Source organism: Metapseudomonas boanensis (genome assembly GCF_042232855.1).
Classification (GTDB): Bacteria; Pseudomonadota; Gammaproteobacteria; order Pseudomonadales; family Pseudomonadaceae; genus Metapseudomonas; species Metapseudomonas boanensis.
The window spans coordinates 803,914-816,460 of sequence record NZ_CP113889.1; the positions used below are offsets into that span (position 1 = coordinate 803,914).

Here is a 12,547-nt window from a genome sequence, read left to right on the forward strand (position 1 = left end):
GCGTATTTGCTCGATAGCGCCATGATTTCTGGCATTTCCTGCCAACCGAAAAAACCAGACAGGCCATCTATGCCAAAAATAAAACTCGACGCCCTGGATCACAGGATTCTCTCCGCGCTGCAGCGCGACGGTCGCCTGAGCAACGTGCAGCTGGCCGACGAGATCGGCCTCTCCGCCTCACCTTGCCTGCGCCGGGTGCGTCTGCTGGAAGAAGCAGGAGTCATACGCGGCTACCACGCCAGCCTCGACCGCGACGAAGTCGGCCTGGGTCTCACCGTGTTCGTCGGCATCAAGGTGGAGCGGCATCACCAGGAAGAGGCCGATGCCTTCCGCGAAGCGGTGACCCGCCTGGAAGAAGTCATCTCCGTGCATCTGGTTTCAGGCGAGTCGGACTTCCTGCTGCAAGTGGTGGTGCCAGACCTGCGGGCTTATGAGCGCTTCCTTACCGGCACGCTGCTCAAACTCCCTGGTGTCAGCGACATCCGCAGCAACTTCGCGATCCAGACCGTCAAGGCGCCGGGCCCGTTGCCGTTGAATCATTTGCCGAAGTAACCCACTGCATCGACAGCCCCCTCTCCCTCTGGGAGAGGGGAGATCAGCGGCCGAAGAACTGATAGAACTCGCGCAACTCTGCCTGGGCATCCTCCAGGCTCATCGGGATGAAGCGCATGACCTGATGCGCCGCGCATTGCGCGAGGCGCCCCAGGTCCAGGGGATGAACCCAGCCGAGTACCGGGTAGCCGCCCATAGTCTGACGGTCAGCCATCAGCACGATAGGCTGGCCATCCGGCGGCACCTGGATGGCGCCGCTGACCACCCCCTGCGACCACTGCTGCTGCGGAGCCTCGATCGGCTCGCCCTGCAATCGGGCGCCCATCCGGTCGGACTGTGGGCTGAGCTGCCAAGGCCGTTCGAAAAAAGCTCGCGCCTGCTCGTCGGCAAAACTCGCTGCGTCGCCACCGATCACCGCCCTGATGAGCTGTGGGGCCTGATAATCGGGCAGCCAGGGCCAAGGCACGCTGGCCCCGTGGATCATTCCCCCCCGCCGGCCCAGCAGGCAATCACCTTCGGCCAGCTTGCGTCCTTCCCCGTCCAGCCCGCCCAGCCCCTCGCGCAACTGGCAGGCGACGCTTCCCAGCACCGCCTCGGCCTGAATACCACCATCGATGGCCAGATAGGCACGTTGGCCGCTGCGGGCAAAGCCGATCCGCAGGTACTGCCCACTCTGCACATGGAAGCGCGACCAGTTGCGGCGTGGCTCGTCGTCGACGGTGATTGGCATATCCGCACCCGCCAGCGCCACCCAGGCGTCCTCTTCCACTACCAGTTCGACACCGCCCAGGGCGATCTCCAGCACTGCGCTACCCCAAGGGTTGCCCAACAACCTGTTCGCCCAGGCCGCCGCCTGGATATCCATCGGGCCGGCAGGCGACACGCCGAGGTGCTGCCAGCCGAACCGGCCACCGTCCTGCAGCAGGCTGAGCGGGCCCGGCTTGTTTACCCGCAGGGCGCTCATGGCTCCCCTCCTTCCGCCAGATAAATCGCCTCGTCAATCGAGACAAAGCGAACCCGGTCCCCCAGCGCCAGTGGGCAAGGCGGCTCGCGACGGGCGTCGAACAGTGTCCAGGGGCAGCGACCGAGTAGATGCCAGCCACCGGGAGAAGCCTGTGGATAAATGGCCGTCTGTCGTTCGGCGATGGCCAGGCTGCCAGCCGGTACGCGGATACGCGGGCTGGAGCGGCGCGGCAGGGCCAGACGTGCATCCAGCCCGCCGAGGTAAGCGAAGCCTGGTGCAAAACCTATCGCACCGACCTGGTACTCGACGTCCGAATGCATCGCGATCACCTGCTCCTCCGAAAGCCGACAGGCCTCAGCGACCCAGGGCAGGTCCTCACCACCGTACCAAATGGGAATCTCATGCAGACGAGCGGCTGACTCCGGCACAGGGGTCGCCAGCCACTCCTCGAGCAAGGGCCCCAGTTGTGCTGCGAGGGCCTGATGGTTGGTGAGCGTCAGGTCGTAGTGCAACAGCAGAGTGGTCCAACCCGGCACCAGGTCGACCAGCAGATAGTCGAAACGCTGGCGCAGCGTCTCCGCCAGGGCGGCGATACGCAGCGGCAGGCCGGCATCCGGCTCATCGGCCAGCACCAGCAACAGCGCCTCGGCGCCGGCAGGTTCGAGACGGATCATAGAGCGTCCAGTTTGCCCCGCAGCCGGCGCAGCACGGCGAGGGATTCGGGATTGTCGCCATGCACGCAAAGGCTATCGGCAGTGAGGCACAGGGGCTTGCCGTCGATATCCGGGAACGGCTCGCCCGTGGCGATGGCCAGTGCCTGGTCGATAATTCGTTCGGGATCATGGTGCACCGCTCCGGCCAGGCGCCTCGGGACAAGCTGGCCATCGGAGAGGTAGGCGCGGTCGGCGAAGGCCTCGAACATCAGCGGGACATCCGCGGCATCGGCCAATTGCAGCTCGCGACTGTTGTCGGCCAGCGCCAGGACCATCAGCGGCAGGCCCTTGCGATAGCTCGCGCAGGCATCGAGCACGGCAGCCAGCAGGGCGTCATCGCGCACCAGGTCGTTGTAGAGCGCGCCGTGGGGTTTGACGTAGGCCACCTGGGTGCCAACCGCGCGGCAGAAGGCTTCCAGCGCGCCAATCTGATAGAGCACCTGGGCGCGAACCTCCTCAGGCGAGCAGGCCATATGGCGGCGGCCGAACCCAGCCAGATCCGGGTAGGCCGGATGCGCCCCGACGCGCACGTCGTGACGGATGGCAAGCTCCACCGTGCGCTGCATGGTCAGGGGGTCGGAGGCGTGGAAACCACAGGCCAGGTTGGCCTGGTCCACCAGCGGCATGGCGTGCTCGTCGTCGCCCATCTTCCAGGCGCCGAAGCTTTCACCCATGTCGCAGTTCAGCAGGATTCGTCTGTTCATGGAGGGGATTATGGCTAAAAAACCGGGCACCAACGGAGAAAAGCGTGCAGGAGGCGCCCTCATCATGTGGGGGCGAATTCATTCGCGAAAGCGGACCGCAGGTCTGCCCACGCAAGTCCGCACGGTGCTCAATATCCCTCACCCCCGGCCCCTTTCCCGGAGGTGGAGGGGAGACCGCTTCGTAGGAGCCAGCTTGCTGGCGAAGGCGGGAATATTCGCGAGCAAGCTCGCTCCTGCAAGGGATGAGCGGGGATGAGGGCAACCTGATTCAGGAACAAAAAAGCGCCCCGCACTCGGCGGGGCGAACGTTCCCCAGGAGCGGGATCACTCGTTTCGGCGCAACGCCCGTCAATACACGTCGCGGCGATAGCGTCCTTCATCGGCGAGCTGCTGAATTCCCTCGTCGCCGAGGATGTCACGCAAGGCCCGGTCAACGCCTTCAGCCATGCCTTGCAAGCTGCCGCAGACGTAGATCACCGCGCCGTCTGCCAACCACCCACGCAATTCGCCAGCTGCCTCGCGCAGACGGTCCTGCACGTAGACCTTGTGCACCTGGTCGCGGGAGAAGGCCAGGTCGAGACGCTGCAGGTCGCCGCTGGTGAGCCAGCCTTGCAGTTCATCGCGGCAGTAGAAGTCATGGGCCTGGTTGCGCTCGCCAAATAGCAGCCAGTTGCGCTGGCACCCGGCCGCGATGCTCGCTTTCAGCAAGCTGCGCAGACCGGCCAGGCCGGTGCCGTTGCCGATGAAGATCAGCGGGCGCTCTTCGTCGATCAGATGGAAGCGGCTGTTACGGCGCAGGCGCAACGGCACGGCAGCGCCCTCCGGCAGGTAGTGGGTCAGCCAGCCGGAAGCGATGCCCAGGCTGCCATCGGCGTGCTGTTCCTGACGTACGATCAGCTCCAGCACGCCATCGCTGGCCAGCGACGCAATGGAATACTGCCGGACGGAGAGGCCAATCAGCGCCTGCACCAAGGCTTGCGGATGCAGGCCCACCAGATGCTCGAACGAGTTCGGCAGCAGGCGCCCAGCCAAGGCCTGACGCAGCGGTTGGCGCACGCCATCCAGCTCGACCTGGGCGTCCCCGTCCAGGTGATGCTGTTGCAGCCATGCCGCGATACGGGGCTCGGCCTGGCGCGGGAGGATCTCCACCAGGTCGCCTGCCTGCCAGCTCATATGGCTGCCAGCCGGGGCGCGCAGACGCAGCAGCCAGGTGGACTCGCCCTGGCTACCCGGATTGAGGTGTTCGCGCTGTTCCAGGGTCCAACTTTCGAACACCGGTCCGCCCCAGGGCGTCAGCACGCTGCTGCCCGAAACGTCAGCAAGCTGCTCCTGCCACTTCTGCAAAGCGGCACCGTCGCCCCCATCGACCTCGACGGGCTCGAACAACTGGCTGGCGCCCTGCCCTTTCAGCCACGCCTGGAGACGTCGGCCAAAGCCGCAGAACTGCTCGTACTGCCGATCGCCCAGGGCGAGCACGGCAAAACGCAGCCCCGCCAGTTGGGATGCCTGGCCCAGCACCTTGCGCTCGAAGCCTCGTGCATTGTCCGGAGCCTCACCGTCACCGAAGGTGCTGACCACGAACAGCGCATTACGCGCCTGCGCCAAGGCGCTACCGTCCAGCGTGGCGAGCGGCTCTACGCGCACCGACAAGCCCGCAGCCTGTAACTGACCGGCACTTTGCCAGGCCAGTTGCTCGGCAAAGCCGCTCTGGCTGGCGAATCCGATCAACCAGGCGCCCTGGTCCGCACTGCTGGCCAATTCGCCACGGGCGTCGCGGACTGCGCGCTTCTTGCGACGGCGATCGAGGTAGAGCAACCAGCCGGTGATGAAGAACAGCGGCATGGCGAGGCTCGCCAGCAACATCAGGATGCGCCCGCTCAGGCCGAAGTATTCACCCACATGCAGGGCATAGACGCTGGTCAGCAACTGTGCCTTGAAGCTCTTGTCGGCGTAGCGCTCGTGACGCTTGATCTCGCCGTTGGCCGGATCGAGGGTGATCTCGTTGAAGGCGCGCGGGTGCGCTGCGCCCCTTTCGAGGTAGAAGACCGTGGCCGGCTGACCGCCGACGGGCGGCAGGCGCAGGTTGTAGGCTGACATGTCGGCACCCACGCTGCGGCGGATGCTGTTCCACACGGCGTCATAGTCCACCACCAGCAGCGGGCCGGAGGGCGCCTGCATAGCGGGGCGGCCACGGCCTTCACCTCGGCGCTCGCCCGGTTTGCCTTGCTGCCCGGCAGGCGCATCCGAAAGCAGCCGATTGAGCCCTTCGCGGTACCAGTCGTAGGACCAGAACAGGCCGGTCAGTGCTGCCATAAGATAAAACAGCAAGCACCAGGTGCCGGCCACGGCATGCAGGTCCCAGTTGAAGCTGCGGCCCTTGCGCGACCAGTCGAGGGTCAGCCAGGCACGCCAGCTGCCGACCTTGCGCGGCCAGCGCAGATACAGGCCGGAGAGGCAGAAGAAAATCAGGATCAGGGTGCACGCAGCGGTGATCTGCTTGCCGAACTCGCCCATGGCGAGGAAACGGTGCAGTTGCAGCATCAGGCCAAAGAATTGCTGGCCGGTGGGTTGGCCCAGCAGTTCGCCGGTATACGGATCGAAGTAACGCATCGGCCCACGACGCTCGCCGGGCGGCGGCGCGAAGAATACCCGCGCGGCGTTGTCGCTGTGGGTCTCGACCCAGAGTCCAGCGACCTTCTTGCCTTCGGCTGCCTCGATCTTCTGCACCAGTTCTGCAGGCGGCAGAACGCCGCTGTCACGAACTTCGACCTGCAAGGTCGCTGGGTTGAGCAGGCGGAGAATCTCGTCCTGGAAGCTGTAGGCCGCTCCCGTCACGCCCATCAAAGCCAGCACCAGCCCGGCACTGATGCCGAACAACCAGTGCAGCTGGAACAGGGTTTTCTTCAACACGTGGATTACCTCGGGTGCGCGCTTGGCGGCGCGCGAAATCGCATTCAGGGTCGGCCCCATGCCTGACCGCGACGAGATTCTATTTGAGAACGGGATGCATTAAATGATGTTTCGGAAGGTTTACCCATTATTTACAGCCTGCTCCCATCATCGGACCGAATCGGCGGGCCCTGCATTCAAGCAGGGCCCGCCGGTCGCTCATTAGAACGAATAGGTAGCGGAGAGGATCGCAGAACGGGCATCACCGTATTCGATGGCCGAGGAGCGGGCGTTTGTGCCGATGTTCTGGCGCACGCGCTCGACATAGTCCTCGTCGAACAGGTTGTTGACGTTCAGCTGCAGGTCCAGGTTCTCGTTGACCTTGTAGCCGACCATGGCGTTGTGGACCCAGTAGTCATCCAGCTTGGCCCTGGTGCTGGAACTGACGTTGCGCTCGCTGACGTAGCGCGCACCGTAGCCCAGAGTCCAGCCTTCGGGCAGTTCGTACGTGCTCCACAGGTTGAAGGAGTGCGGCGGCGTGTTGCCCAGGGCCTGGCCTTCTCGTGCGGGATCCACCTCGGACTTGATCGTCTCGCTGTCGAGGAAGGTGTAGTTGGCGAAGACATTCCAGCGGTCGGTGATCTTGCCGGTGGCGCCCAGTTCGACACCCTGCACGCGCTGCTCGCCGGCCAGGATGTAACTGCCGTCAGCCAGTTGCTCGCGGGCATCTGTCTTCTCCACGCGGAACAAGGCGCCATCCAGCATCAGGCTGCCATCCAGGAACTCCCACTTGGTGCCCAGCTCCCAGGTCTCGTTCTTCTCCGGGTCCAGGCTCTGGGTGCCGGCGTTCAGGCCACCACCGCTGCTCGCCGCGCTTTCAGCCGACGGATTGAAGGAGGTGCCCCAGGCCAGATAGATGCGGCCATTGTCCGTCGGCTTGTAGACCAGGCCCGCGCGGCTGCTCAGCTCTTCATCCTTGGAGGAAAAATCACCAGTCTTCACGTGGGTTGCCGAGTAGGTGTCGCTTTCTGCGTCGAACCAGTCGTAGCGCAGGCCCAGGTTCAGGTCCCACTTCTCGTTCAGGGCGATGGTGTCGAAGACGTATATCGCCTTGTTATCCAGCTGGTTCTCGGTGTAGCCGGTGGTGGTCTTGATAGCCGGGCCGGTCCAGTAACCCGGCGGGTTGTAGAGGTCATAGCCGTTAGCTGGATAGCCTGCGGCGCCCGTGCCCAGGCCGTGGTTATAAGTCTGGAGGTCAAAGTCCTCGCGGGAAATCTCAACGCCGGTCACCAGCTCGTGGCCCATTCCAGCCGTGTCGAAACTGGCCCGCAGATTGGTCTGGTTGATCCACATCTCGGTGGTGATGTCCCGACCATAGGCCTGGGGACCGGCCGGACGATAGCGGCCCGCCGGCACGCCGGTGAGGTTCACATGGGAGGCGGAAACCACAGTGTCACGGTCGATGCGGCTGTAGCGAGTCAGGTTCTGCAGCCGCAGGTTGTCGTTGAAGTCGTGCTCGAGGTTGGCCGTCAGGGCGTTCTGCTCGATCTCTTCCTTGTCAAGGTTCTTCCAGCCGTAGTAGTCCTCTCGGTCCACACCCGCCAGCTTCTTGCCGTCCAGGGCGGGCACGCCGTAGTCCGGCAGATTGTCGTCGGTCTGGTGGAAAGCGCTGAGGGTCAGGCGGGTGGAGTCGCTGAAGCCCAGGCGCAGGGAAGGCGCGATGCCCCAGCGCTCGCGGTCGATCTCATCGCGACCGGGGACGTCATTCTCATGGGCCATCAGGTTCAGGCGGAAAGAGCTGTCGGTGCCAACCCCCTCCAGCGGCTGATTGGTGTCCAGGGTCAAGCGATGGTAGTTGTCCGTCCCCAGGCCACCCCCGAGCTGGGTGAAAGCGTTGTCCTGCGGCTGCTTGCTGATGATGTTGATGCTGCCGCCGGTAGTGCCGGCACCGCCGAATACGGAGTTCGGCCCCTTGATCACTTCCACCTGCTCGATGTTGAAGGTGTCGGTGCGGCTGGTCTGGGCGCTGTCGCGCAGGCCATCGATCTGGATGTTGCTGTTGGCGGAGAAGCCGCGGATGTTGATGCTGTCGCCAGAGCCGCCACCGCCCTCGCCGGCGTTGAAGGTGATGCCGGAGACGTTGGACAACACTTGGCGCAGACTCAGCGCCTGTTGCTCCTGGATGACTTCCTTGGGCACGACCGTGATGGTCTGCGGGGTATCCAGCAGCGGCGCAGTGTATTTGGCGGAGGAGGATTGCTCGACCTTGTAAGTCTTCTCCGCCTTGCCATCCACCTTGACGCTATCGAGCTGAAGGGCCTGGTTCTGTCCGGCAGCCAGTGCAAAGCCGGTGGAAGAGGCGATGGCCAGGCCAATGGCGCTGGCCAGCAGGGCACGCTGTGGCTGTTTGGCAGATTTGGTCTTAATGGTCATGAGAATCACTCCCCAGTGAATTTGAGGCGCGATTCTATTTGCGAATGTTTATCAGTAAAGATTTTTATTTCATCTTTACACTTTCTTTACATTCGATGCGGAACTTCTTGTTTTCGTAAAGAAGCGAAAACTCGCAAGTAAAGCGATAGAAAGCGCATGCTTGAGCCGCCTCTCTCATGGCGAGCTTGCCGATGCGGAGGAAGAAAAGATCGGCTTGAAACAAGTGACCGGTCAGTCACAAATAGAACGACGAAAACCAAGCCCGGCAATCACTGGCCTGCAGGCCGCCAGAGACGCGAAGCGTTGATGGCGTCCAAGGTGGGGCAGCCGGTCAGCGCCATAGCCACTTCAAGCTCAGCACGCAGCAGATGCAGGACGTGGGCAACACCCACGGCGCCCGCTGTCGCCAGCCCATGGACGTACGGCCTCCCGACCAGCACGGCACTGGCGCCCAGTGCCAACGCCTTGAAGATGTCGGTGCCCCGCTGGATACCGCCATCAAGCAGCACGGGAACCTTGCCCCCTATCGCCCGAACTACAGAAGGCAGCACGTCGAGTGTGGCGGGAAGGCCGTCCAGGGTTCGTCCGCCATGGTTGGAGACGATCACCCCGGCAATGCCCTGCTCCACCGCGCGCATCGCATCCGCTGGAGCCATCACGCCTTTGACCAGCACCGGCAGGCGGGTCAGGGACTGCAGCCACTCCAGGTCCGTCCAGGTTGGCGCATGTGCCAGCAATGGGCTGCCGAAAAGCGGGCTCGCGCCGGGCTGCGCCACGCTGGGCGGCAGGCTGCGCATACCGCGAAGGTTGACCGCCTCCACACCCTCGGGGAGGACGAAGCCGGCGCGTTGTTCGCGGTTGCGCATGCCGTTGACCGGCGCATCCACAGTGACCACCAGCGCCTTGTAACCGGCAGCCTCGACGCGACGCACCAAATCCTGCGTGAAGTCTCGATCTGGCTGGATGTAGAGCTGGAACCAGAGCGGCGTCTGCGCGGCCTGGGCGATAGCCTCCAGAGACACGCTGGCCTGGGTGCTGACGACCATTCCGGCTTTCATGGCCGAGGCACCCAGCACGCTGGCCAACTCGCCTTCAGGATGCGCGAGCTTCTGGAATGCCACGGGCGCCAGGAGGATGGGATAGTCGAGGTCCAGTCCGCAGAGCTGCAACCGCGTATGGCCGTCCGTGAGGTCCTCCAGGACACGACTCTGCAGGCGCAGGCACTCGAAAGCGGCCCGGTTGTCGCGCAGGGTCAGTTCGTCCGCGGCACCACCTGCCAGGTAGGCCCAGGCCTGAGCGGTCATTCGCTCGCGGGCGAAAGGCTCATAGTCGGCGACAGCCGCAATCTCGGATGGAATCAGCGCAAGCTTTGGCAAGGGAGTCATCGTGGGCACCCTCAAGTATTCGACCATTGCCGCAGCAGGTTGTGGTAGACGCCACTGAGGCGTACCAAGACTTCGCTTGCCGGTGTTTCGCGGGTCAGTTGCTGGATGGCGGTGTCCAGGTCCAGCAGCATGGCGCGCTGGCTGTCCTCACGGACCAGACTCTGGATCCACATGAACGAAGCGAGGCGCGCGCCACGGGTCACCGGGTTGACCCGATGCAGGCTACTGCCGGGATAGAGCACCAAGTGGCCGGCCGGCAGCTTGACGCTGTGGCTGCCGTAGGTGTCTTCGACCACCAGTTCGCCGCCCTCGTACTCGTCCGGGTCACTGAAGAACAACGTGGCAGACAGATCGCTGCGCACCCTGTGCGTAGTGCCCGGCACACTGAAAATGGCGTTGTCGATGTGATTGCCATAAGTGCCGCCGCCGGTATAGCGGTTGAAGCGCGGCGGCAGCACCTTCAGCGGCAAGGCTGCGGCCATGAACTGTGGGTTGCTGCCAAGGCGCTCGACGATGAAGTCACCGATCTCGATGGCCAGCGGATCGTCCTGGGCCAGTTGCTGGTTGTCCTTCGCGCGCACGGCCATATGCCCAGCGGTAACCCGGCCGTCCTGCCAGTTGGCCTCATCCAGGGCCTCGCGGCATTTGCGGACCTGATCGGCGGTGAGCACATCGGGAATCTGCAACATCACGGGAATCGCCCTCCATCGAGCCGGGGCCAGGATCACCTTGCGGGCTCCATGGCTGATAAGCGTTTGCAAATAGAATTGCTGCGCATCTTACTTTGGGGGAGCCGCTTCGAGAAACCTGAGGCGAAGTGCCGCACCCGCCAGCGCGACCAAGACTGCAGGGGCGAGCTTGCTCGCAAACATCAGCCAAGCTTTCGCCAGCAAGCTGGCTCCTACAAAAGCGCAACACCACCGCCACCCGAAACACCGCTGCCCCGGTAGGAGCGAGGGGGACGCCGAGTCCTTGCTCGCGAACACCCGCCGCTTTCGCCAGCAAGCTGGCTCCTACAAAACAGCAACACTACCGCCACCCGAGATACCGCCCCCGTAGGAGCGAGCTTGCTCGCGAACACCCGCCGCTTTCGCCAGCAAGCTGGCTCCTACAAAACAGCAACACTACCGCCACCCGAGACACCGCCCCCGTAGGAGCGAGCTTGCTCGCGAACACCCCCCGCTTTCGCCAGCAAGCTGGCTCCTACAAAACAGCAACACTACCGCCACCCGAGACACCGCCCCCGTAGGAGCGAGCTTGCTCGCGAACACCCCAGCCTTCGCCAGCAAGCTGGCTCCTACAAAAGCGCAACACCACCGCCACCCGAGACACCGCCCCCCCGTAGGAGCGAGCTTGCTCGCGAACACCCCCAGCCTTCGCCAGCAAGCTGGCTCCTACAAAAGCGCAACACCACCGCCACCCGAGACGCCGCTGCCCCGGTAGGAGCGAGGGGGACGCCGAGTCCTTGCTCGCGAACACCCCCCGCCTTCGCCAGCAAGCTGGCTCCTACAAAAGCGCAACACCACCGCCACCCGAGACACCACTGCCTCGGTAGGAGCGAGCTTGCTCGCGAACAGGTCTTTTCCACGAGCAAAGACCAGGCGCCCCTCACTCCTGCCCCTAAAAGGAGAGGAAGTAAAAGCCGCCAGTCCTCAACCCGCCAAAAACAAAGCCCGCCATATAGGCGGGCTCGTTTGCACCGGGGCAACTTACAGGTAGTAGGCCTTCAGCGGCGGGAAGCCGTTGAATTCCACCGCGCTGTAGCTGGTGGTGTAGGCGCCGGTCGACAGCCAGTAGAGGCGGTCTTCGGCGGCCAGGTTCAGGGGCAGGCCGTACTTGTAGTTCTCATACATGATGTCGGCGCTGTCGCAGGTCGGGCCGGCGATCACCACTTCTTCTACTTCGCCCTTCTTCTCGACCCAGATCGGGAACTTGATGGACTCGTCCATGGTTTCGATCAGGCCGGAGAACTTGCCCACATCGGTATAGATCCAGCGCTCAACAGCAGTACGCGACTTGCGCGCCACCAGCACCACTTCGCTGACCAGGATACCGGCGTTGGCGATCAGCGAGCGGCCCGGCTCGAGGATGATTTCCGGCAGCTCGTCACCGAAGTCTTCCTTGAGGAAGCGGATGATCTCTTCGGCATAGGTTTCCAGGCTGTTGGTGCGCTGGATGTAGTTGGCCGGGAAACCACCACCCATGTTGATCATCTGCAGGGTGATGCCGTCTTCTTCCTTCAGGCGCTCGAAGATCACCTTGACCTTGGCAATGGCGGCGTCCCAAACGTCGATATCGCGCTGCTGCGAGCCAACGTGGAAGGACACGCCGTAAGGCACCAGGCCCAGTTGCTTGGCGAGGATCAGCAGGTCGAGGGCCATGTCCGGGTTGCAGCCGAACTTGCGCGACAGTGGCCAGTCAGCCGAAGTGGAGCCTTCGGTGAGGATACGCACGTAGACCTTGGAGCCCGGCGCGGCCTTGGCGATGTTGCGCAGGTCAGCCTCGGAGTCGGTGGCGAACAGGCGCACGCCCTTCTCATAGAAGTAGCGAATGTCGCGGGCTTTCTTGATGGTGTTGCCGTAGCTGATGCGCTCCGGGCCAACGCCCGTCTTCATCACCTTGTCCAGCTCATAGATGGAGGCGATGTCGAAGTTGGAGCCCTTGTCGCGCAGCAGCTCGGTGATCTCGGTAGCCGGGTTGGCTTTCACCGCGTAATAGATCTTGGCGAAGGGGAAGCAACTGACCAGCTGGTCGTAGGAATCGACGATGGTCTGCTTGTCGATCACCACGAACGGGGTTTCGTGCTTATCGGCAAACGCCTTCATACGCTGGAAAGTTTGGGGCGAGAAATAGTCTTCGACCTTGATCGACATGCGAGGGACTCCATATGGCAAAACAAACAAAAGT

9 protein-coding genes are annotated in these 12,547 nt (G+C 63.5%); 1 reads left to right on the forward strand and 8 read right to left on the reverse strand.

Annotated elements, in window-relative coordinates; all coding sequences use genetic code 11:
• Positions 1-78: 78 nt before the first annotated feature.
• Positions 79-552, forward strand: a complete 474-nt coding sequence (locus tag OXH74_RS03750) for an Lrp/AsnC family transcriptional regulator (RefSeq protein ID WP_215373025.1) — start codon at positions 79-81, stop codon at positions 550-552.
• A gap of 43 nt (positions 553-595) precedes the next feature.
• Here the strand turns inward: OXH74_RS03750 and OXH74_RS03755 are convergent, their stop codons facing one another.
• From OXH74_RS03755 to OXH74_RS03790, 8 genes are all read right to left on the reverse strand, one after another.
• A complete protein-coding gene (locus OXH74_RS03755) occupies positions 596-1,516 on the reverse strand; it encodes a biotin-dependent carboxyltransferase family protein (protein ID WP_375740128.1) in 921 nt (306 codons plus the stop codon).
• The gene (gene pxpB, locus OXH74_RS03760; RefSeq protein ID WP_375740129.1) at positions 1,513-2,190 is read right to left on the reverse strand and encodes a 5-oxoprolinase subunit PxpB; all 678 of its coding nucleotides are present in this window, start codon (positions 2,188-2,190) and stop codon (positions 1,513-1,515) included. Before pxpB ends, OXH74_RS03755 begins: the two co-directional genes overlap by 4 nt.
• Positions 2,187-2,933: a 5-oxoprolinase subunit PxpA gene (locus tag OXH74_RS03765; RefSeq protein ID WP_375740130.1), complete on the reverse strand. Its 747-nt coding sequence runs from the start codon at positions 2,931-2,933 to the stop codon at positions 2,187-2,189. The genes pxpB and OXH74_RS03765 overlap by 4 nt, the downstream gene beginning before the upstream one ends.
• A 348-nt stretch (positions 2,934-3,281) precedes the next feature.
• Positions 3,282-5,840, reverse strand: a complete 2,559-nt coding sequence (locus tag OXH74_RS03770) for a PepSY domain-containing protein (RefSeq protein WP_375741554.1) — start codon at positions 5,838-5,840, stop codon at positions 3,282-3,284.
• A 204-nt stretch (positions 5,841-6,044) separates the two neighbouring features.
• The gene (locus OXH74_RS03775) at positions 6,045-8,255 is read right to left on the reverse strand and encodes a TonB-dependent receptor (protein WP_375740131.1); all 2,211 of its coding nucleotides are present in this window, start codon (positions 8,253-8,255) and stop codon (positions 6,045-6,047) included.
• Between the two features lie 269 nt (positions 8,256-8,524).
• Positions 8,525-9,640, reverse strand: coding sequence for an alpha-hydroxy acid oxidase (locus OXH74_RS03780; RefSeq protein WP_375740132.1), 1,116 nt, complete (start codon positions 9,638-9,640; stop codon positions 8,525-8,527).
• Positions 9,641-9,651: 11 nt separating this feature from the next.
• Entirely contained in the window at positions 9,652-10,332 is a 681-nt protein-coding gene (locus tag OXH74_RS03785; protein ID WP_375740133.1) for a Fe2+-dependent dioxygenase, read from the reverse strand.
• Between the two features lie 1,017 nt (positions 10,333-11,349).
• Positions 11,350-12,513, reverse strand: coding sequence for a type III PLP-dependent enzyme (locus OXH74_RS03790; RefSeq protein WP_215372923.1), 1,164 nt, complete (start codon positions 12,511-12,513; stop codon positions 11,350-11,352).
• Positions 12,514-12,547 lie beyond the last annotated feature (34 nt).